This window comes from Halomicroarcula saliterrae (assembly GCF_031624395.1).
Classification (GTDB): domain Archaea; phylum Halobacteriota; class Halobacteria; order Halobacteriales; family Haloarculaceae; genus Haloarcula; species Haloarcula saliterrae.
This window is the reverse complement of the sequence record NZ_JAMQON010000004.1, coordinates 343,600-363,896: the sequence shown is the minus strand read 5'-3', so window position 1 is coordinate 363,896 and position 20,297 is coordinate 343,600. Positions and strand designations below refer to the sequence as shown.

General features: G+C 64.6%; 22 protein-coding genes, 1 tRNA gene and 1 pseudogene. 18 read left to right on the top strand and 6 right to left on the bottom strand.

The features are described from left to right. The first annotated feature begins 98 nt into the window (after positions 1 to 98). The 5 genes and pseudogenes from NDI56_RS15630 to NDI56_RS15610 form a co-directional block, all read left to right on the top strand. On the top strand, positions 99 to 1,505 hold the full coding sequence (locus tag NDI56_RS15630; RefSeq protein WP_310920585.1) for an eCIS core domain-containing protein: 1,407 nt from the start codon (positions 99 to 101) through the stop codon (positions 1,503 to 1,505). Further along, the gene (locus NDI56_RS15625) at positions 1,502 to 1,951 is read left to right on the top strand and encodes an SMI1/KNR4 family protein (RefSeq protein WP_310920584.1); all 450 of its coding nucleotides are present in this window, start codon (positions 1,502 to 1,504) and stop codon (positions 1,949 to 1,951) included. Before NDI56_RS15630 ends, NDI56_RS15625 begins: the two co-directional genes overlap by 4 nt. Positions 1,952 to 1,966: 15 nt before the next feature. Further along, on the top strand, positions 1,967 to 2,398 hold the full coding sequence (locus NDI56_RS15620) for a colicin D domain-containing protein (RefSeq protein ID WP_310920583.1): 432 nt from the start codon (positions 1,967 to 1,969) through the stop codon (positions 2,396 to 2,398). A 1-nt stretch (position 2,399) separates the two neighbouring features. Further along, positions 2,400 to 2,681 carry a colicin immunity domain-containing protein gene (locus NDI56_RS15615; protein WP_310920582.1) on the top strand — a complete coding sequence of 94 codons (282 nt, stop codon included), beginning with the start codon at positions 2,400 to 2,402 and terminating at the stop codon, positions 2,679 to 2,681. A gap of 160 nt (positions 2,682 to 2,841) precedes the next feature. Continuing rightward, a pseudogene (locus NDI56_RS15610) lies at positions 2,842 to 3,072 on the top strand (eCIS core domain-containing protein); the annotation flags it as partial. A 246-nt stretch (positions 3,073 to 3,318) separates the two neighbouring features. Here NDI56_RS15610 and NDI56_RS15605 read toward each other — a convergent pair. The 3 genes from NDI56_RS15605 to NDI56_RS15595 all read right to left on the bottom strand — a co-directional run bounded on the left by NDI56_RS15605 (position 3,319) and on the right by NDI56_RS15595 (position 5,043). After that, complete coding sequence (locus NDI56_RS15605) at positions 3,319 to 3,807, bottom strand: metallophosphoesterase family protein (protein ID WP_310920581.1); 489 nt, start codon at positions 3,805 to 3,807, stop codon at positions 3,319 to 3,321. 39 nt (positions 3,808 to 3,846) lie between these two features. Further along, the gene (locus NDI56_RS15600) at positions 3,847 to 4,152 is read right to left on the bottom strand and encodes a winged helix-turn-helix transcriptional regulator (RefSeq protein WP_310920579.1); all 306 of its coding nucleotides are present in this window, start codon (positions 4,150 to 4,152) and stop codon (positions 3,847 to 3,849) included. Positions 4,153 to 4,392: 240 nt separating this feature from the next. After that, positions 4,393 to 5,043: a hypothetical protein gene (locus tag NDI56_RS15595; RefSeq protein WP_310920578.1), complete on the bottom strand. Its 651-nt coding sequence runs from the start codon at positions 5,041 to 5,043 to the stop codon at positions 4,393 to 4,395. A 210-nt stretch (positions 5,044 to 5,253) separates the two neighbouring features. Here NDI56_RS15595 and NDI56_RS15590 point away from each other — a divergent pair, with 210 nt between their 5' ends. Further along, positions 5,254 to 5,772 (top strand): hypothetical protein, encoded by a 519-nt coding sequence (locus NDI56_RS15590; protein WP_310920577.1) that lies wholly within the window; start codon positions 5,254 to 5,256, stop codon positions 5,770 to 5,772. A gap of 138 nt (positions 5,773 to 5,910) precedes the next feature. Then, the gene (locus tag NDI56_RS15585; RefSeq protein ID WP_310920576.1) at positions 5,911 to 6,459 is read left to right on the top strand and encodes a hypothetical protein; all 549 of its coding nucleotides are present in this window, start codon (positions 5,911 to 5,913) and stop codon (positions 6,457 to 6,459) included. Between the two features lie 176 nt (positions 6,460 to 6,635). Here the strand turns inward: NDI56_RS15585 and NDI56_RS15580 are convergent. Beyond that, positions 6,636 to 6,708 (bottom strand) — tRNA-Asp (locus NDI56_RS15580). 277 nt (positions 6,709 to 6,985) lie between these two features. Between NDI56_RS15580 and NDI56_RS15575 the strand changes: the two genes are divergently transcribed. The 11 genes from NDI56_RS15575 to NDI56_RS15525 all read left to right on the top strand — a co-directional run bounded on the left by NDI56_RS15575 (position 6,986) and on the right by NDI56_RS15525 (position 18,407). Then, positions 6,986 to 7,213 carry a DNA-directed RNA polymerase subunit H gene (locus tag NDI56_RS15575; protein ID WP_220589559.1) on the top strand — a complete coding sequence of 76 codons (228 nt, stop codon included), beginning with the start codon at positions 6,986 to 6,988 and terminating at the stop codon, positions 7,211 to 7,213. Further along, the gene (locus NDI56_RS15570; RefSeq protein ID WP_310920575.1) at positions 7,213 to 8,778 is read left to right on the top strand and encodes a DNA-directed RNA polymerase subunit B''; all 1,566 of its coding nucleotides are present in this window, start codon (positions 7,213 to 7,215) and stop codon (positions 8,776 to 8,778) included. Before NDI56_RS15575 ends, NDI56_RS15570 begins: the two co-directional genes overlap by 1 nt. 1 nt (position 8,779) lies before the next feature. Then, a complete protein-coding gene (gene rpoB / locus NDI56_RS15565) occupies positions 8,780 to 10,606 on the top strand; it encodes a DNA-directed RNA polymerase subunit B (protein ID WP_310920574.1) in 1,827 nt (608 codons plus the stop codon). A 1-nt stretch (position 10,607) separates the two neighbouring features. Continuing rightward, positions 10,608 to 13,517, top strand: a complete 2,910-nt coding sequence (locus NDI56_RS15560) for a DNA-directed RNA polymerase subunit A' (RefSeq protein WP_310920572.1) — start codon at positions 10,608 to 10,610, stop codon at positions 13,515 to 13,517. 2 nt (positions 13,518 to 13,519) lie between these two features. Continuing rightward, on the top strand, positions 13,520 to 14,695 hold the full coding sequence (gene rpoA2 / locus NDI56_RS15555) for a DNA-directed RNA polymerase subunit A'' (protein ID WP_310920570.1): 1,176 nt from the start codon (positions 13,520 to 13,522) through the stop codon (positions 14,693 to 14,695). Continuing rightward, complete coding sequence (locus tag NDI56_RS15550; RefSeq protein ID WP_310920568.1) at positions 14,695 to 15,120, top strand: NusA-like transcription termination signal-binding factor; 426 nt, start codon at positions 14,695 to 14,697, stop codon at positions 15,118 to 15,120. Before rpoA2 ends, NDI56_RS15550 begins: the two co-directional genes overlap by 1 nt. A 123-nt stretch (positions 15,121 to 15,243) precedes the next feature. Then, positions 15,244 to 15,672: a 30S ribosomal protein S12 gene (locus NDI56_RS15545; RefSeq protein WP_220589566.1), complete on the top strand. Its 429-nt coding sequence runs from the start codon at positions 15,244 to 15,246 to the stop codon at positions 15,670 to 15,672. 2 nt (positions 15,673 to 15,674) lie between these two features. After that, positions 15,675 to 16,316: a 30S ribosomal protein S7 gene (locus tag NDI56_RS15540; protein ID WP_310920567.1), complete on the top strand. Its 642-nt coding sequence runs from the start codon at positions 15,675 to 15,677 to the stop codon at positions 16,314 to 16,316. 98 nt (positions 16,317 to 16,414) lie between these two features. After that, the gene (locus NDI56_RS15535) at positions 16,415 to 17,005 is read left to right on the top strand and encodes a biotin transporter BioY (protein WP_310920566.1); all 591 of its coding nucleotides are present in this window, start codon (positions 16,415 to 16,417) and stop codon (positions 17,003 to 17,005) included. After that, positions 17,002 to 17,700, top strand: coding sequence for an energy-coupling factor ABC transporter ATP-binding protein (locus NDI56_RS15530; protein WP_310920565.1), 699 nt, complete (start codon positions 17,002 to 17,004; stop codon positions 17,698 to 17,700). The genes NDI56_RS15535 and NDI56_RS15530 overlap by 4 nt, the downstream gene beginning before the upstream one ends. Beyond that, positions 17,694 to 18,407 (top strand): energy-coupling factor transporter transmembrane component T family protein, encoded by a 714-nt coding sequence (locus NDI56_RS15525; protein ID WP_310920564.1) that lies wholly within the window; start codon positions 17,694 to 17,696, stop codon positions 18,405 to 18,407. The genes NDI56_RS15530 and NDI56_RS15525 overlap by 7 nt, the downstream gene beginning before the upstream one ends. Here the strand turns inward: NDI56_RS15525 and NDI56_RS15520 are convergent. Next, a complete protein-coding gene (locus tag NDI56_RS15520; RefSeq protein WP_310920563.1) occupies positions 18,404 to 19,153 on the bottom strand; it encodes a DUF5781 family protein in 750 nt (249 codons plus the stop codon). The two genes, NDI56_RS15525 and NDI56_RS15520, sit on opposite strands and share 4 nt — an antisense overlap. 74 nt (positions 19,154 to 19,227) lie before the next feature. Further along, complete coding sequence (locus NDI56_RS15515) at positions 19,228 to 20,175, bottom strand: GIDE domain-containing protein (protein ID WP_310920561.1); 948 nt, start codon at positions 20,173 to 20,175, stop codon at positions 19,228 to 19,230. Positions 20,176 to 20,297: the final 122 nt, after the last annotated feature.

Here is a 20,297-nt window from a genome sequence, read left to right as displayed (position 1 = left end):
ACGAGGGCTCTGGACCGCTGGCGACTGTCGCGGCCGGATATTATCGGCAGCTTCACCAAACAATTATATCGAATAGAGGTGAAAAGTTCCCACAGATAATGAGTTTCCGGTCAGTGAGCGAGGCCCGGGAGGAGGCCGGACCGGCGGCGATGGAACCCCGCGAGGACTCACGGGAACGCCAGTCGGCAAGTCGGGACTCGGGCGAGACGCATCGGTTCGGAGTTGCGCCGTACCGGGACGGCCACGAGACGGTACTCCAGCGACTCGCCCAGCAACACGGCGCCGACCAGGTCCGCCAGTGGGCCGCCGAGGGGATGCCTATCGAGACGATGGGCAAAACCCGGGACATGGAGAAGTTTCGGGACCGTCAACGGGAACGCCCGTCCGAGGTTCCGACGGACATCGAGCGCCAGAACGCGAAATCCGTCCAACGCTCCAAAGGCGCCCATCACGAGTCGAGTTTCGGCGGCGAGACACAGGTGCCCGATTCCGTTCGGAGCGTGATTTCTTCGCCCGGGCAGCAGCTGGACCAGTCGATTCAACGGGCGATGGAAGAACGGATGGGAGACACCCTCGGTGACGTTCGCGTTCACACCGGGCCACAGGCAACGAAAGCCTGTGACGATATCAACGCGCGAGCGTTCACGGTGGGCAACCACATCGCGTTCAACCGCGGCGAGTACGACCCAGACTCGCCGGAAGGGCAGCACGTCCTCGCCCACGAACTCGCACACGTGAGACAGCAGACCGGCGGTGCGGTGTCGATGCTCCCACGGGAAGGTGCACTGGCTATCGACCCCGACGAGCATCTGGAACGCGAGGCCGAGGAGACGGCCGAGCGGGTGATGCGCGGTGGCATGCTGGGTATCCAGCGGATGCGGCGGGCCGACGTGCACGTCCAGCGGTTGAACGAACAGGAGGTATCTCAGGAGCCCTTGGATGAATTGGCGGACGCCTTCGATATCGAGTCATATATGGATACAGACGCTGAGATACCGGAAGCTGGCTCCAAAATACCACCAGAGATAGGCGAGACTGTAACCAGAAACTTACGGAGAGACGTTGGTGAGTTACAAACAAGGGGAGGGATCAACGATCGAGCGAATTTAGATCAGAATATTGCAGTTGCGAGTTTGAAAGTTAACGGGGAAAAACTGTGGATAGCCGCTGCTAGCGGGAAACGGGAATCGGGTGAATCGGATACGGAGAATCCATTGCTTCCCGGTCCATTCAAAGACGAACGGGTGTTTGATCACAGAGAACCCGGGAACGGGTTATCTCCGATAGATATGTGGGACAGTGAGGCAAAAATAATCGAGCACTTGGCAAACGAGTTTGATCTAAAAAGCTCTGCGGGGAGCATAGCAATATATACCGAGAGACCACCGTGCAATTCATGTGAAAAACTTATAGGTAAGTTTTCGACAGAGGACGAAAACACCGAATTCGATACCATCAGAATCTCCGTGAGCTACGATTCAAAATTAGAAAGGGATAATCCATGACTAAAGAAGAGAACACGGTGGGAAAAAAAGCCGTACAGTTGCTCGTAGAACACAGCTATGGGCCAGAAACGAAGATTACCGGATGTGATGAGGACGAAATACGGGATCTGGAGTCGGAATTTAACGTTACACTACCAGAGGCGTATAAATCCTGCATGCGACATATCGGAAAAAATCCCAACGGATTTCGTCGTGGCAGTGAGTTCGCCTACCCTGAAATGAAACGTCAACGAGAATTCGCTCAGAAGAGAGTTGAGGAAAACGATGTCGACTTCAAATTTGATGAATCTGACTTCGTCTTCATGGGTCATCAAGGGTATTCATTTCTGTTCTTCGACACCGATGAGGGCGATAACCCTCCTGTGTACTTATTCATGTCCCCTAACGAGCCATATAAACTCAATGACTCTTTCTCCGAGTGGTTATTCAACGAGATAAGACAGTGAACTGCCTGATCTCGTGTGGGTGGGGTGATGCGCGGTGGCATGCTGGGTATCCAGCGGATGCGGAAGGGTGACGTGCATGTACAGCGGTTGAGTGATGACACCGAGAGCAGCCCCTCGGTAAATAAAGAAATTGACATTTCTGACATTGAGTTCCCCGATTCGCAACTTCAGGCCAAATTTAAACACTCTGATTACTTCGGCATCGAAGGTGAATGGAACATGGACAACAAACGTCGCTTTCAAGAAGCACTACAAGCACATATTATCGATTCGGACACTATCATCATTAACGGCGAATACAGAAACAAGGATGCAGTCCACTACTACAATACACGAACGAATAATAACGTTATGACATATCCGGATGGGGAGTTCTGGTCGGCTTGGAAGCTCCGTGAAGACCAGCGGGAGTGTTTACTGTCTACAGGCGAGTTGGGAGGTGGGTGAAATGACAAATGATGAGTATGTGCGGACGTATCTGAATTTGATAGAGAGATTTACCAATGGAGAGTTAACAGCACGTGAATTCTCCAATAGATACATTGATATCTACCTGGATGACGACAAAGCACCAAATGAGGAAGTGTTTCGAATCCTTGACTACCTATTTGCGGAGGCGGATGCGTATTGCGAACCCGAACTCAGAGACGAAGTCCGCGGGAGTATCGACGAAGAACAATTGACTGAGGCAGCCGTGAAAACTGCTGAAAAGTTACGAGATACGCGATAAGTTTCGTCCGGTTTTCATTTGTAGTCTCTGACTCACCTCGGTCGTCAAAGCAGCCGTTGGTCCTCCCTGCTGATTCTAGTATCGACGAATCGTCCGCTGAATCCGTCGGGGCCAGTCGGGGCGACATTTTGGGCGGTTGTGAGTAACCGCTTCTAGATGTCTCCACACTGGGCCACAGGCGGCGAAAGCCCGTGAGGACATCAACGCCCGCGTCTGTACCGCCAGGAACCACGTCGCGTTCAACCGCGGGGAGTACGACCCAGAATCGGCGGAGGGTCAGCACGTCCTGGCCCACGAGTTAGCGCACGTGCGTCAGCAAACCGGCGGTGCGGTATCGATGCTGCCACAAAAAGGTGAGTTAGCTATCGCCCCTGACGAACGCTTAGAGCGGCCGGGAAATTGCGCCCAGTAGCGACGAGGTGACGGCAGATCAGGCATATGTGAACATTTAGCGAAAAGACGGGTCGGTATGGGCCGTGAATCCAATCGGCGCCGAGGTCTGTCTCGATACCAGTAGTGGTTCATTCACCGAGAAACGAACCGAGCGTTGGTGACCAATCTGTTCAGCCAGTACAAAGCCAGTTACGCCGGCGGACGATGGCATCTTGGGGCTGTTTCACACTGAACGGGAACGCGTCTACAACCGAACCGTTTCGACGTCGATTTCCCCGTTGCCCACCGTCGCGGTCATCATCGTCGCTCGCTCGGCCGGGGCGGCTCCGGTCGCGCTCCCGGGGTTCAGCAGCCTGACGCCGCCGTGAGTCGTGTCCATGACTTCGTGTGTGTGCCCGGCAACACCGACGGCGTCCTCGCCGGCCTCCTCGCGGACGATATTCGCGACGCGGTCCTCGTAGCCGCGCTTCGAGCCGGTGCCGTGGGTCACGACGAACGTGACCCCGCCGAGCTCGACCGTCGCGCGGTCGGGCAGGCCGATACGGGGGTCCATGTTCCCGCCGACGGCGGTGAGCCGCGACGCCATCGCGCGGACGTTCGACAGCGCCCCCTCGCTGTCGAAATCGCCTGCGTGGACGACGTGGTCGGCGGCTTCGATGCGCTCGCGGAAGCCGTCGGGAATCCGGCTCGCTCGCGAGGGGATGTGCGTGTCGCTGATGAGCGCGACGTCCATAGCGGCGGTTCTCGCCCGCGCCTCAAAACAGTTGGTCGGTCACTCGGCCGCTTCGGCCGCCGGGATGGCCGACTCCAGTTCCTCCAGCCGCTCGATGAGCCGGTCCAGCCCGGCGTTGATGTCCGCGACGCGCTCCTCGATGTCGTCGGCCGGCACCGCGCCCTGCGGCGTCGGCTCGACCAGCCCGTCGTCCTCCAGCATCCGCAGCGAGTACCGCACCTTGTGTTCGGGAATTTCGGTCTCTTCGGCCAACCGCACGATTCCTATCGGCCCGGCGTCGATGACGGTCCCCAGTATCGACAGGTCCCGGCTCTCTTTTTCGACCTGATCGCGTAATCTCTCCATACCCATTCTTGTCTACTGATATCGGGTGCGGATACATAACGGCGTTGTTGGCGAGACACGCGAGACGCCGACCAACGGGAGGCGTCTCGAAGCGATGCGGTGACCGAAGGGAACCGCAGAGCCGTGGGTGTGGGTGAGACCGACGGGAGGCGTCTCGAAGCGATGCGGTGACCGAAGGGAACCGCAGAGCCGCGGGTGTGGGTGAGACCGACGGGAGGCGTCTCACTGGTCGCCACTCCGCTACTCCTCGACCGGCTTCCGCCGCAGTTCGTCGAGCTGGTCCCGCAGCTTCGATAGCTCCGTCTCCAGCTCTTCGCGGCGGTCGATGAGCGTCGACAGCTCCTCGGTGTTGACCGAGTAGTCGTTCTCAAGTGCGACGTCGAGGGCGTCGGTCGTCGCGGCCGCCAGGTCCGTCGAGACGCGCAACACCTCGCTGGGCGTCCCGCGGGACTCGTAGAGCTGCTGGTCGCCAGACAGCGGGCTGTAGGTTATCATCGGCGACTCGACGCTGTGGTGGTAGGTGACGGTGTAGCTCGTATCCGTGACGGGGTTCAGCCGGTCCTCCGCGCGCTCGGTGCGAACGATGTTGAAGGGCTCGGCGAGCGTCGGGTAGGTGTCGGCGAGGTCGCGAAGCCGGTCGGCGGCGGTCACGTCGAGCTGGGCCTCCACGTCGCCGAAGAACTGCCGCGAGTTAGTGAGCGAGAAGGCCACCGTGTAGAACACCGACTCGTCGCTGTCGGCGAGGTTCCGCAGGCGCTCCCGGACCGCCTCGTGGCGGCCCTCGATGGTGAGCTTCTCCAGCTCCTCCAGCAGCGCCCGGACGCCCTCCTCGCGTTCGAGGAACGCCTCGACGATGGCGCCCGGCATCTCCTCGCCCTCGATATCGTCCATGCCCTCCCATGGAACCGGCCGACTAAACAGTCTGTCGGCGGGGCCAAGCGCTGTCCCGGGACGGCACGACGTACCGACGTTCACCCCGCGGTGGACCTGTGGCTGGGGCAGGGGACCGGCCCGGTTAGGTGCGTCGCTCTGTGACTCGCCGCTCCCGACCGAACGTGACAGACGGGCAGGGATTTGTTCGTGGACTGCGTACCACCAGGTATGTCCGCCCTCCAGCGGTCCCGATTCGGCGTGTCCCGCCGCGACGTCGGTGCCGGCCTCGTCGCCGGCGTCGCCGCGCTGCTCGCTAACGTTCTGTTCCACGCGATGATGGTGACACGGTTGGTCCTCTCTAACCCCGACCGTGTGTTCGCCGACCCCGGCATCGTGTGGTCCACGTTCCAGTGGGACCTGCTGACAGTCGCCCCGCTGGTGGTCACGCCGCTCGTCGCCGTTGTCGCCGGCACCGTCGTCTGGCGGTGGCTCGTGCCCGACGAGCCGACGCCGCGCCGCGGTGCCGTCGCCGGTGTGGTGACCGCATTCGCCTCACTGCTCGTCCTGGCGGCCGTGTTCGGAATCCTAGCGGGAGTGTCTGCACCGTCCGACGCCCTCGGCCAGTTCGTCCTCATCGCTAGCCTCGTCTTCTTCTTCGGAGCCGTCGGAACCGCCGCCATCATCGCTCCGCTGGGCGCGCTGGTGGGGTACGGATACGAGTGGTATCTGGCGCGGCAGTTCTGGTGATACGGGTTACTGTGGTGGTCGTCCGATCCAGTGGTCGACGATACCGGTCCCAGACTACCCGTTCGAGTAGTCGGCCTCGTCCTCTCGGTTCGGTACCAGCACCGTTGCCAATATATATTGCAGGATAGTAACTTCGATATGAGCGCTCCATCGTTCCACCGCTTGGTGACGCTGTGCAAGCGGTACGGTCCCGGTCGCCTCCCGCTGGCGAGCCGGCGGGATATCGGCGGTGGCTACGCGATGACGACGGCCGGTGTGTTGGCTGCAATCGCGTTTCTCTCTTTGACGACGGTGCCAGCGCTGTACTTCGGTGGCGGCTACGCTATGGATCAGCTCTCTATATACGTGGTGTACATCCCCCCGTTCGTCCTCGCTTCGTTCCCGATCGGCGTTCTCACGTGGCGCTTCCTCCCAGTTGACACCCCGCAGTTCGGTGCCGTCGCCGGCAGCCTCACCGCCTTGCTCTCTTACCCAGCTGGCGGCGTCGGCGTGGCGCTGTACTTCGTCACAGCGGAGTTCGTGGAGTTTGGCTCCCTTTCGACCGGCGACATTACCGGTCTCTTCGTCGTCGGCCTGTACGCCGCCGTGGTCGCGCTGCTCACGTCGGGCTTGGTCGTCGTCCCGCTCGGGGCACTCTCCGGTTACGTCCACGAGCGAAGCCGTTCTGCATCCGTCGGCACTGCCTGACGGTGTCGCTGTGTACCGGGACTCGCCCGATCCAGTTGTCGACGATACCGGTACGGAACTACAGCAATCCGTGCGACGCGTGGCTGGCCGAGTCGGTCGCAGTCCTTCCGGGTTCACCTGCTCACGATGGCGAGCACACGCTACGCGGTGCTCGCCGATTTGTCCGCAGTAGAAGACGCCCGGAGCGGGATTTGAACCCGCGTCACGACCGTGACAGGGTCGTATGATGGGCCACTACACCATCCGGGCACGCTGCCTTGCTGCACTCAATCGTATCCCGGTCGTAGTATTAAGGCTTTCCAAAGGACGGCGCCCTGTCATGGGTCCACTTGACTCGACCCAAACCTCTATATCTGTTCTGGGAGAAGCCCGTGATATCGAACGCCATTCTCCCCGGCGGCCGCGGGGGCCCAGTAGCTACTGCAGGCCAAGTTGGTAAGTGTTATTAGGGTCCCGACTATAGCGACCTGTAGTATCTCGTGACAGCCACCTTCTCCAGCCACAGGCCCCACGCACGCACACACACATGGTAGATGTAAGTCAACACGACCTCGTTCCCGACCACAGCGTCGTCGACGAGGCTGACCTCGAAGCAGTGCTCGACGAGTACGACATCAAGAAGACCGACCTCCCGAAGATCAAACGCGCCGACCCGGGACTCCCGGACGACGCGGAGGTCGGCGATGTCATCCGCATCGAACGCGACTCGCGAACCACCGATACCGCCGTCGTCTATCGACTGGTGGTCGAATAATGAACACACAGGACCGACGCGCAATCTCGCGCGAATACTTCGCGAAGGAACGGCTCGCCGAACACCACTTCCGCTCGTTCAACGCCTTCCTCGACCGGGGGATGCAGCAGGTGGTCGACGAGAAAGAGACCATCGACACCGACATCGGCGACAAGGAAGGCCAGGAGCCGGTGTGGGTCGAACTGGGCGACGTCCGCGTCGTCACGCCCCGCGTCCGGGAGGCCGACGGGAGCGAAGAGCTCCTCTACCCCCAGGAGGCCCGCCTCCGGAACATCACCTACTCCGCACCGGTGTTCATGGAGATGGCCATCGTCCGCGGCGGCGAAGAGGAACCCGAGGAAGTCGTCGACCGCACCGAGACCAAGATCGGGCGCATGCCCATCATGGTCGGCTCGAACAAGTGCAACATCGCCGGCTTCACCGACGAGGAGCTCATCGACATCGGCGAGGACCCCGCCGACCCCGGCGGCTACTTCTGTGTCAACGGCTCCGAGCGAGTCCTGATGACCAGCGAGGACCTCGCGCCGAACAAGATTCTCGCCGAGTACGACACCAAGTACGGCGACGAAGTGCAGGTCGCCAAGACCTTCTCACAGCGCCGTGGCTACCGCGCTCTCGTGCTCTGTGAACGGACCCGCGACGGGCTGCTCGAAGTCTCGTTCCCGTCTGTCTCGGGGAGCATCGACTTCGTGACACTCGTGCGCGCGCTGGGTCTGGAATCCGACGAGGAGATCGTCCACCGCGTCAGCGAGGACCCCGAAATCGTGAAGTTCATGCTCGAGAATCTGGAGGAAGCCGAGGTCCAGACGACCGAGGAAGCCATCGAGACGCTGGGACAGCGCGTCGCCAGCGGCCAGGGCAAGAACTACCAGCTCAAACGGGCCAACTACGTCATCGACCGCTACCTCCTGCCACACCTCCACGAGGAGGGCGTCGACGAGGAAGAGGTCCGCATCAACAAGGCGTACTACCTCTGCCGGATGGCCGAGGCGTGTTTCGAGCTCGCTCTGGAACGCCGCGAGGCCGACGACAAGGACCACTACGCCAACAAGCGCCTGAAGGTCAGCGGCGACCTGATGACCGACCTGTTCCGGACCGCGCTGAACAAGCTCGCCCGGGACGTGAAGTACCAGCTCGAACGCGCGAACATGCGAAATCGGCAGCTCTCCGTTTCTACTGTTGTCCGCTCCGACGTGCTGACCGAGCGGCTCGAACACCCCATCGCGACGGGGAACTGGGTCGGCGGGCGCTCTGGGGTGTCCCAGCTCGTCGACCGTACCGACTTCATGGGTGTGCTCTCACACCTTCGCCGTCTGCGCTCGCCGCTTTCCCGCTCCCAGCCGCACTTCGAGGCGCGGGACCTGCACGCGACCCAGTGGGGTCGCATCTGTCCTTCCGAGACGCCGGAGGGCCCGAACTGCGGACTCGTGAAGAACTTCGCACAGGCGATGGAGCTGTCACAGGACGTCGCGGACGCACAGGACCTCAAACAGGAACTTTCGGACATGGGGGTCCAGGGCATCCCCGGTATCGAATCGATCGAACAGCAGCCCGCGGACGACTAATATGAGTCAGAGTCGAGAAGCCAAGGTATACGTCAACGGTAGCTTGGTCGGGACCCATCCCGACCCCGAACAGCTCGCAGAACAGGTGCGACAGGCCCGACGCCGGGGGGACGTCTCCCAGATGGTCAACGTCTCGGTCAAGGGTCGCACCGAAGAGGTCATCATCAACGCCGACGCGGGCCGTGCTCGCCGTCCGCTGCTGGTCGTCGAGAACGGCGAGCCGCTGATGACCGACGAACAGGTCGAGGCCGTCAAGAACGGCGACATCGAGTTCGAGGAGCTCGTAGAGCGGGGGCTCGTCGAGTTCATCGACGCCGAGGAAGAGGAGGACATCCTCGTCGGCGTCGACGAAGACGAACTCACCGAGAACCACACCCACCTCGAAGTCGACCCGCAGCTGATGTTCGGTATCGGTGCGGGGATGATTCCGTACCCCGAGCACAACGCCTCCCCGCGGATTACGATGGGGTCGGGGATGATCAAGCAGTCGCTGGGCCTGCCGAGCGCGAACTACCGCATCCGGCCGGACACGCGCCAGCACCTGCTGCACTACCCGCAGCTCTCGATGGTCAAGACCCAGACGACCGAACAGATCGGCTACGACGACCGCCCCGCGGCACAGAACTTCGTCGTCGCCGTCATGAGCTACGAGGGGTTCAACATCGAGGACGCGCTGGTCATGAACAAGGGGTCGGTCGAGCGCGCGCTCGCTCGCTCCCACTTCTTCCGGACCTACGAGGGCGAGGAACGGCGCTACCCCGGCGGGCAGGAGGACCGCTTCGAGATGCCCGACGAGGACGTGCGCGGCGCTCGCGGCGAAGAAGCCTACACCCACCTGGACGACGACGGGCTGGTGAACCCCGAGACGAAGGTCGGCGAGAACGCCGTCCTGCTGGGCAAGACCAGCCCGCCACGGTTCCTCGAAGAACCGGACGACATGGGCGGCCTGTCGCCCCAGAAGCGACGCGAGACCAGCGTCACCATGCGCTCGGGCGAGTCCGGTGTCGTGGACACGGTGACCCTGATGGAGGGCGAGGACGGCTCCAAGCTCTCGAAGGTCTCCGTTCGCGACGAGCGAATCCCCGAACTCGGGGACAAGTTCGCCAGCCGGCACGGCCAGAAGGGCGTCGTCGGCCACATCGCGCCCCAGGAAGACATGCCCTTCACCGAGGAGGGCGTGGTGCCGGACCTGGTCATCAACCCGCACGCGCTGCCGTCGCGGATGACCGTCGGCCACATCCTCGAGATGATCGGCGGGAAGGTCGGTGCGCTGGAGGGCCGGCGCGTCGACGGGACCGCCTTCACCGGCGAGGACGAGGAGGAACTCCGCGGCTCGCTGGAGTCTCACGGCTTCGACTCCTCGGGCAAGGAGACGATGTACTCCGGCGTCACCGGCGAGAAGATCGACGCGGACATCTTCGTCGGCGACATCTTCTACCAGAAGCTCTACCACATGGTCTCGAACAAGCTGCACGCCCGCTCTCGCGGGCCGGTGCAGGTGCTCACCCGCCAGCCCACCGAGGGGCGCGCCCGCGAGGGCGGCCTGCGTGTGGGCGAGATGGAACGGGACGTGCTCATCGGGCACGGTGCGGCGATGGCGCTCAAGGAGCGCCTGCTCGACGAGTCCGACCGCGAGTGGATCAACGTCTGTGGCAAGTGCGGGATGACCGCCGTCGAGAACGTCGAACAGCGGCGTATCTACTGCCCCAACTGCGAGGAGGAGACCGACATCCACGAGGTCGAGATGTCCTACGCGTTCAAGCTCCTGCTCGACGAGATGAAGGCGCTCGGAATCGCCCCGCGAATCGAACTGGAGGACGCAGTCTAGCATGAGCTCACAGCAAACACCACAGGAGATCGGGCAACTCAGCTTCGGGCTGATGGACCCCGAGGAGTACCGCGAGATGTCGGCCACCAAAGTGATTACGGCCGACACCTACGACGACGACGGGTTCCCAATCGACATGGGGCTGATGGACCCGCGGCTGGGCGTCATCGACCCGGGGCTGGAGTGCAAGACGTGTGGCAAACACAGCGGGTCGTGTAACGGTCACTTCGGCCACATCGAACTCGCCGCGCCGGTCATCCACGTCGGGTTCGCGAAGCTCATCCGCCGCCTACTTCGGGGGACCTGCCGGGAGTGTTCCCGGCTCTGTCTCGACGAGGAAGAGCGCGAGGAGTTCCGCGACCGCCTCACGCGGACGCGGGACCTCGGTCGCGACCTCAACGACGTGACCAAGGCCGCCATCCGGCAGGCCCGCAAGAAGGACCGCTGTCCGTTCTGCGGCGAGAAGCAGTACGACATCAAACACGAGAAACCGACGACGTACTACGAGGTGCAGCAGGTGCTGTCGGCGGACTACCCCGCCCGCATCGCCGAGGCGATGGAGGAGGCCGACGAGCGAATCGCCCCGACCGACCTCGCCGACGAGACGGGTATCGACGGCGGCCGCGTCCAGGAGATAATCAGCGGCGACTTCCGCCCGCGACAGGACGACCGCCGGGCCATCGAGAAGGCGCTCTCCGTCGACCTGACCGAGGAGGACATGAACAAGCTGATGCCCTCCGACATCCGGGACTGGTTCGAGGACATCCCGGACGAGGACATCGAGGTGCTGGGCATGAACCCCGACCGTTCCCGGCCCGAGTGGATGATTCTGACGGTGCTGCCGGTGCCGCCGGTCACCGCTCGCCCCTCGATCACGCTGGACAACGGCCAGCGCTCCGAGGACGACCTGACCCACAAGCTCGTGGACATCATCCGCATCAACCAGCGGTTCATGGAGAACCGCGAGGCCGGTGCGCCACAGCTCATCATCGAGGACCTCTGGGAACTGCTGCAGTACCACGTCACCACGTTCATGGACAACGAGATCTCGGGCACGCCGCCGGCCCGCCACCGTTCGGGCCGCCCGCTCAAGACCCTCTCCCAGCGCCTGAAAGGCAAGGAAGGGCGCTTCCGTGGCTCGCTGTCCGGGAAGCGCGTGAACTTCTCGGCCCGTACCGTCATCTCGCCCGACCCGACCCTTAGCCTGAACGAGGTCGGCGTCCCTGAACGGGTCGCCCGGGAGATGACCCAGACGATGAACGTCAACGAGCGCAACCTCGACAACGCCCGTCGCTACGTCGCAAACGGACCGATGGGCCACCCGGGCGCCAACTACGTCCGCCGACCGGACGGCCGTCGCCTGAAGGTCACCGAGAAGAACTGCGAGGAGCTCGCCGAGAAGGTCGAGGCCGGCTGGGAAGTGTCCCGCCACCTCGTCGACGGCGACATCATCATCTTCAACCGGCAGCCGTCGCTCCACCGGATGTCCATCATGGCCCACGAAGTGGTCGTGATGCCGTACAAGACGTTCCGGCTCAACACCGTCGTCTGCCCGCCGTACAACGCTGACTTCGACGGCGACGAGATGAACATGCACGCCCTGCAAAACGAGGAGGCCCGCGCCGAAGCCCGGGTCCTCATGCGCGTCCAGGAACAGATGCTCTCGCCGCGCTTCGGGGAGAACATCATCGGCGCCATTCAGGACCACATCAGCGGGACCTACCTGCTGACTCACACCAACCCGCAGTTCAACGAGACGCAGGCGCTCGACCTGCTGCGTGCGACCCGCATCGACGAGCTGCCCGAGCCCGACGGCGAGGACGAGACCGGCGAGGTCTACTGGACCGGTCGCTCGCTGTTCTCGGAACTGCTGCCCGACGACCTCAATCTGGACTTCACCTCCTCGGCCGGCGACAACGTCGTCATCGAGGACGGCCAGATGGTCTCGGGCACCATCGACGAGGACGCCGTCGGTGCCTTCGGCGGCGAAGTCGTCGACACCATCGCCAAGGACTACTCGAAGACCCGCGCCCGAATCCTGGTCAACGAGATCTCCGCGCTGGCGATGCGTTCGATCATGCACTTCGGTTTCTCCATCGGTATCGACGACGAGTCGATTCCCCGCGAGGCCGAAGAGCAGATCAACGACGCCATCGACAACGCCTACGACCGCGTCGAGGAGCTCATCGAGACCTACGACCGGGGCGACCTCGAATCGCTGCCCGGCCGCACGGTCGACGAGACCCTCGAGATGAAGATAATGCAGACGCTGGGCAAGGCCCGTGACTCCGCCGGCGACATCGCCGAGGACCACTTCGACGACGACAACCCGGCCGTCGTGATGGCCGAGTCCGGCGCGCGTGGCTCGATGCTGAACCTGACCCAGATGGCCGGCTGTGTCGGCCAGCAGGCAGTCCGCGGCGAGCGAATCAACCGCGGCTACGAGAACCGAACCCTGAGCCACTTCGAGGAGGACGACCTCTCCTCGGACGCCCACGGCTTCGTGGAATCGTCCTACCGCTCCGGGCTCGGCCCGAAGGAGTTCTTCTTCCACGCCATGGGTGGCCGCGAGGGGCTGGTGGACACGGCCGTCCGTACCTCCAAGTCCGGCTACCTCCAGCGCCGGCTCATCAACGCGCTCTCCGAACTGGAGACGCAGTACGACGGCACCGTCCGGGACACGAGCGACACCATCGTCCAGTTCGAGTTCGGCGAGGACGGTACCTCGCCGGTGGACGTCTCCTCCAGCCAGGAAGAGGCCGCCGTCGACGTCGAGCAGATCGCCGACAGCGTCCTCAGCGAGGAGTTCGAGAGCGAGAAACAGAAAGAGAGCTTCCTCGGACAGAAGACCGAGCGGACCAACCTCTCGGAACACGCCGACGACTGGTGGATGGCCGAGGGTGATGACTGACCATGGTATCCGAAGACATCGAAGCCGTCGTCGAGGACACGGAGCTCCCGCGCCGGCTGAAAGACGAAGTGTACAGCACGGTCGAGGCCCGCGGCGTCGGCGTCGAGGACGCCGACCGAATCGCACAGGCCGTCGAGTCCCGCTACATGCAGACCCGCGTCGACCCGCTGGACCCGGTCGGCACCGTCTCGGCCCAGTCCATCGGCGAACCCGGAACGCAGATGACGATGAACACGTTCCACTACGCCGGCGTGGCCGAAATCGACGTGACTCAGGGGCTCCCCCGGCTCATCGAGCTGGTCGACGCCCGCAAGACGCCCGACACGCCGATGATGACCGTCCATCTGGACGAGGAGTACGCCGACAACCGCGAGCGGGCCCACGAGGTCGTCTGGAAGATCGAGGCCACGCGCATCCTCGCGCTGGGTGACATCTCGACGAACGTCGCGGACATGCTCGTCCAGATCGACCTGAACGAGGAGACCCTGCAGGAGCGGTGGCCCACCGTCAACGACACCGAGGCCATCGCCGAGGAGATCGCCGAGACCATCGAATCGAACCTCGGCGTCCAGACCCGACAGGCCGGGACCGTCATCGAGTTCGGCCCCGAAGAGCCCAGCTATCGGGACCTGCTCCAGCTGGTCGAGGAGCTGCGCGACATCGTCTTCAAGGGTATCGACGAGATATCCCGCGTCGTCATCCGCAAGGAAGAGCTCGAAGACGGCGAGGAGTTCGTCCTCTACACCGAGGGCTCCGATTTCGGCGACGTGCTCGGCATCGAGGGCGTCGACGCCTCCCGAACGACGTGTAACAACATCCACGAGATCTACCGGAGCCTCGGCGTCGAGGCCGCCCGCGAGACGCTCATCAACGAGACGATGAACACGCTCGAAGAGCAGGGGCTGGACGACGTGAACGTCCGCCACCTCATGCTGGTCGCCGATATCATGACCAACGAGGGGACCATCGAGTCCATCGGCCGCCACGGCATCTCCGGCTCGAAGGACTCCGTGCTCGCGCGGGCCGCCTTCGAGGTGACGGTGAACCACCTGCTCGACGCCGCCATCCACGGCGAGGTCGACGAGCTCGACGGCGTCACGGAGAACGTCATCGTCGGCAAACCCATCAAGCTCGGCACGGGGGACGTCGACCTCCGCATGGGTACGACGCAGGACTGATGGGCGTCGAAATCTCGGACGAAGCACGACGACTGGTCGCCCTCTTCGAGGACGAAGCCGGCGTCACTGTCCGGGATTGCGTCGTCGACGAGGACCACGACCAGGTGGTGTACCTCGTCAAGCGCGGCCAGATAGCCGACGCCATCGGTCCCGGCGGCAACACCGTGGGCCGCGTCGAGGAGCGACTGGGCCGCGAGGTGAAGCTCATCGAGGACGCAGAGCTGGCCGAGGACTTCGTCGCCAACGCGCTCGCGCCCGCCGCCGTCTACAATGTCACCATCTCCGAGAACGGCGACACCGTCGCCTACGTCGAGGTCCCACAGGACGACCACGGCGCGGCTATCGGCCGCGAGGGCCGCAACATCGACGCGGCCCGCCGGCTGGCGAGCCGGCACTTCGACATCGACGGCATCGAGCTGACCTGAGCGTCCGGTTCTTCGACAGCGCCCCAATTGCGAGTCGTTCGCGTGCGAGAACGCCACATACGGGCAGTAGGGCGACGACGAAAGAGGAGTCTTAAGTAGCTCGGCGGGATACCGACGTGTACTATGGCAAACGGCAAATACGCCGCGCGCAAGCTGAAGAAGGACCGCCAGAAACACCGGTGGTCCGACTCGGATTACGCGCGACGCGAACGCGGACTCGGCAAGAAGTCCGACCCGCTCGAGGGCGCACCGCAGGGTCGAGGCATCGTACTGGAGAAGGTGGGTATCGAGGCGAAACAGCCCAACTCCGCGATCCGGAAGTGCGTGCGTGTCCAGCTCATCAAGAACGGCAAGCAGGTCACCGCGTTCTGTCCCGGCGACGGCGCTATCTCCTTTATCGACGAGCACGACGAGGTCACTATCGCCGGCATCGGCGGCGCGAAGGGTCGCGCGATGGGCGACCTCTCCGGTGTCAACTACAAGGTCGAGAAGGTCAACGGCGTCTCGATGCTGGAACTGGTCCGCGGTAACGCGGAGAAACCGGTCCGATAACCATGAGTGGAGACGAAGACATCCCAGAGACCGAGGACGCACCGGAAGACGAGGCAGTCGAAGACGAGGCAGCCGAGGAAGAGACCGCCCGCGCCGAGTTGTTCGGCAAGTGGTCCGTCACCGACATCGAGTACTCGGACCCCTCGACGGAGCGCTACATCGCGGTGACGCCGATCGCCCACACGATGGGGCGCCACTCGAACAAGCAGTTCCAGAAGTCCGAGATCAGCGTCGTCGAGCGGCTCATCAACCGCCTGATGCAGACCGACGAGAACACCGGCAAGAAGCAGCTCGCGACGACCATCGTCAGCGACGCCTTCGACATCGTCCACGAGCGCACCGAGGAGAACCCGGTGCAGGTGCTCGTCCAGGCCGTCGAGAACAGCGCTCCCCGTGAGGAGACCGTCCGCCTGAAGTACGGTGGCATCTCGGTCCCGAAGGCCGTCGACGTCGCGCCCCAGCGCCGCGTCGACCAGGCCCTGAAGTTCATCGCCGAGGGTACCTACGGTGGCTCGTTCAAGACCACCACCACGGCCGAGGAGGCACTCGCTTCCCTGCTCGTCGGCGCCGCCAACAACGACGTCAGCACCTACTCGGTCAACCAGAAAGAAGAGAAAGAGCGCGTCGCGGCTGCAGCGCGGTAATATCGCCCGTTCTATTTCGTTTTCACCGCCCCACAGCGACCGCTCTGCCCCGCTCGTAAACCGCTAGCTATTTTGTGGTTGACGAGACAGTCACGGATATGTCCGGAACGGAGTCGGTCGAACTCGTCGGCGACGAGGCAGTGTCCAACATCGCGCTCGCGGCGGTGTTGGCCGCGTTGACGGCCGCGTTCGCGTACGTCTCGATACCGGTGCCCGGGCTCCCGGTGCCGATATCGTTTCAGGTCTTCGGCGCCTACTTCGCCGGCCTCTTGCTCGGGCCGCGCTGGGGCGGGCTCGCGCTCACGCTGTACCTGCTGGTCGGCGTGGCGGGCGCACCGGTGTTCTCGGGCGGCGCGGCGGGGCTGGGCTACCTGCTGGGGCCGACCGGCGGCTACCTCGTCGGCTTCCTGCTCGCGGCGGTCGTCATCGGGGCCATCGTCCACCGGGGACTGGAGCCGAGACCGCTGACCGAGGTCTCGCTTCCGGTGCAGGCCGGCGCGCTACTGGCCGGCCTCGCGGTCATCTACGCCGTCGGCGTCCCGTGGCTGGCGCTCTCGACCGCGAACACGTTTACCGAAGCGTTCATCGGGGGCGCCGTCACCGTCTTGCCGGGTGACCTCATCAAGATCGCCGCCACGCTGGCGCTGGTGAAAGGGGGCGTACTCGCCCGCCAGCAGGCGACCGCATGATAGCGGTCGACGACCTCACTCACCGGTTCGGCGACGCGGTCGCGCTGGACGGCGTCTCGCTGACCATCCCGGACGGCGAGTTCTGCCTGCTCGTCGGCCCCAACGGCAGCGGGAAGACGACGCTCGTGCGCCACTTCAACGCCCTGCTGGAGCCCGGGTCCGGCACTGTCACGGTCGACGGAACGGACGTGACCGTGGACCCCCTGGCCGCGCGGACGAGTATCGGCATGGTGTTCCAGCAGCCCCGCGACCAGCTGGTCGCCGCCACCGTCGGCGCGGACGTGGCCTTCGGGCCGGAGAACCTCGGGCTCGACCGCGGGGAGATAGACCGCCGCGTCGCGTCGGCGCTCGACGCGGTCGACCTCGGCGGTCGCGAGGACGACCACGTCGACGCGCTGTCGGGCGGTGAGCAGGCCCGCGTCGCCATCGCCGGCGCGCTGGCGATGGAACCGACCCACCTCGTGCTGGACGAACCCTTCGCCGGTCTGGACCTGCGGGCCCGACGCTCGCTCCTCTCGCGCCTGGACTCCCTTCACGAGGCGGGCACGAGTATCGTCGTCGTCACCCACGACCTGCGTGATCTCCGCGAGCGAGCCGACCGCGTCGTCGCGCTCGCGGACGGCCGGGTCGTTGCGGACGGGTCGCCGGCCGACCTCGGTGACCTCGAACCCCACGGTGTCGACGGCGGATGCTGACCTACCGCCCCGGCGAGACGGTCGCCCACCGGCTTGACGCCCGGTCGAAGCTCGCCTGTCAGTTCGGCTTCGCCGTCGCCGCGTTCGCCCAGCCGACGCCACGCCGACTCCTCGCGCTGGCGGGCCTCGCGGGAGTCGTACTGCTCGCGGGCCGCCTCTCCCCGGTGACCGTCCTCCGGGGGTACTGGTTCGTCTTCGTCATCCTCCTGCTGGCACCGCTGTCCGCGGCGCTGTCGGTGACACAGCCGTGGGTCGACCCGGAGAGAGGGGTCGCGTCGCTGTTGGCCGTCTCGCGCGTCGCGCTGGTGCTGGTCGTCGGCGCGGTGTACGTCAGGACGACGCCGGTTCGGGAGAGCCGGGCGGTCATCCAGCGCTACGTTCCCGGCCGGACGGGACAGGCACTGGGCGTCGGCGTGGCGCTGACGTTTCGCTTCCTGCCCGTCCTCCGACGGGACCTGCTGACGGTGCGGGAGGCCATCCAGGCCCGCGGGGGCGAGCGTCGCTCGGTCGTCGACCGCGCGAAGCGAATCGCCGTCGTCGGGCTGGCGCGGTCGCTCTCGCGGTCGGACCGGCTCTCGCTCGCGCTCCGAGCCCGCTGTTTCGCCTGGAACCCCACCCCGCCCGAGATGTCATTCGGTCGGTGGGACTATCCGGTGGTGGCGCTGGGCGTCCTGCTCGCGTGCTGGCCGCTGGCGGGCCTGCTCTAGTCCGCGGCCGGCCCGCTCCCGGCCGTCGCGTAGGCTCTGGTCACGTCGACCAGCGCCTTCCGGAACTCCGATTCGTCGGGGTCCGGCGAGAGGCCGGCGAAGTAGGCCTTGAACTCCGCCAAATCGATACCGTCGGCGTCCTGTGCGGCCGCGTGGGCGAGGTCGTACAGCATGTGGCCCTCGCTCACGAGGTCGTGGCGCTCGACGAGCGCCAGCGCGAAGGCGGCGTTGACCGCGGTGATGTCGGGGTCGGCGGCGGGCGTGAGTTGGGTCCAGCCGGGCTGGCCGCCCGGGCGGTCCGAGACGGCGGCCGCGAGGCTCGCCTCCAGAAAGGCCACCAGCTTCTCGCCCGAGACCAGCGCCATCCAGACGTCGTCGGCGTAGATGTCCTTCATGTGGTTGGCGATCTGGTAGCAGTGGGTGAGCTTGCGCTGCTCGACGCTGTGGCCGGCCAGCGCGAGGTAGATGGCTTCTTTCGTCGACTGCGTGTGCGAGGGGTGGCCCCGCTCGTTGTGGTGCATGTGGGCGAACTCGTGGAGGGCGAGTTCGCGGGCCATCGCGCTCGTGGCCGCCTGCCGGGAGATGGTCAGCCGGTGGCCCGCCGCGTCGTGGCTGACGCGCGTGCGCTCGTCCGGGTCCGCTCGCACCTGTACCGTCACCGGTCGGTCGAGGTCGTACTCGGTCGAAAAGAGGTTCCGCGCTCCGAGAAACGGTTCGGCCGGTCCGCCCTGTACGTGTACGTTCATTCGGGCGTACAGAGGGGTCGTACGGCTATTATTCTTGCGGGGAGTTACCACGGGACTCGACGACTCCTCGCCGGCTACAGGACGCCGGCGGTCACCAGCGTCCCGGGAACGCCGACGGCGAGGCCGAGGAGACCGAGCGCGGTCCCGAACCGGGCGCGGCCGGCGACGGCCGACCGGACCGCGTCGATATCACCGAGAAACACCACTAGCCGGCGCTCCCCGTCGTCGACGAGGGGGTACCGGACCGTCGGGTCCCGGCTGACGGTTCCCAGGACGGTCACGTCGGTACCGGGGGTGAGTCGACGCTCCGTGTACGTCCGCTCACGGTCCGCGTCGAGGCCGAGCCGGTCACAGACGGCCTCGACGGTCGACGCGTGTGTCTCCTCGGGCGTCTGGACGACTGTCACCGGTGAGTGCGCCTCGTTGGGCCCCCAGAGCCGGACGGCGCCGTCGCTCGGTGCCACCACCACGGTGCCGGTGCCGTCGTCGAGCGCGAACCGGGCGTCGACCCGCTCGTAGTGCCGTTCCGCGGTGACCCGCCGGAGCGGGCTCCCGCGCGGCTCCGTCACCCGCAGGGTCGTGACCAGCGCCGGCTCGTCGGACAGCGCCCCCCGAACCTGCCCCTCGTGGACGGTCGCCTCGCCGGTGAGCACGGTCGGTCCCTCTCCGGCGCTCCCGGCGGCCTCGGTACCGCCTGACAGCTCCCGGTACTCGTCGAGGTACCCCAGCGCCAGCGCCGCGCCGAGGCCGCCCATCAGCAACAGGGCCGCCGAGAGCAGGAACCACGCGCGTCCCGGCTCCCCCTCGACGGGCGGGTCACCGACCACGTAGACGACCACGACAACCCCACAGACCAGCAGTATCGGGCTGGTGTCCCACCATCGGACTCCCATTACTCGGCCGGCGTGGCGCAGACTCCGACTGAGACGGAAGTACCGCAACAGGGCCAGTACGAACGCCAGAGCCGGCAGCAACACGACGGCGAGGGCGCCGTAAACGAGCGCGTCGACCGTGGTAATCACGACCTGATACACACGGCCTTGGAGAGTAAAGCTATCTCTCGCTACCGTGTGATACTGTGACCTGCTGTGTGAGCCGTACTCACAGGTTCCGCCACCGTGTTTCGAACCCTCCTGCCGGCGAA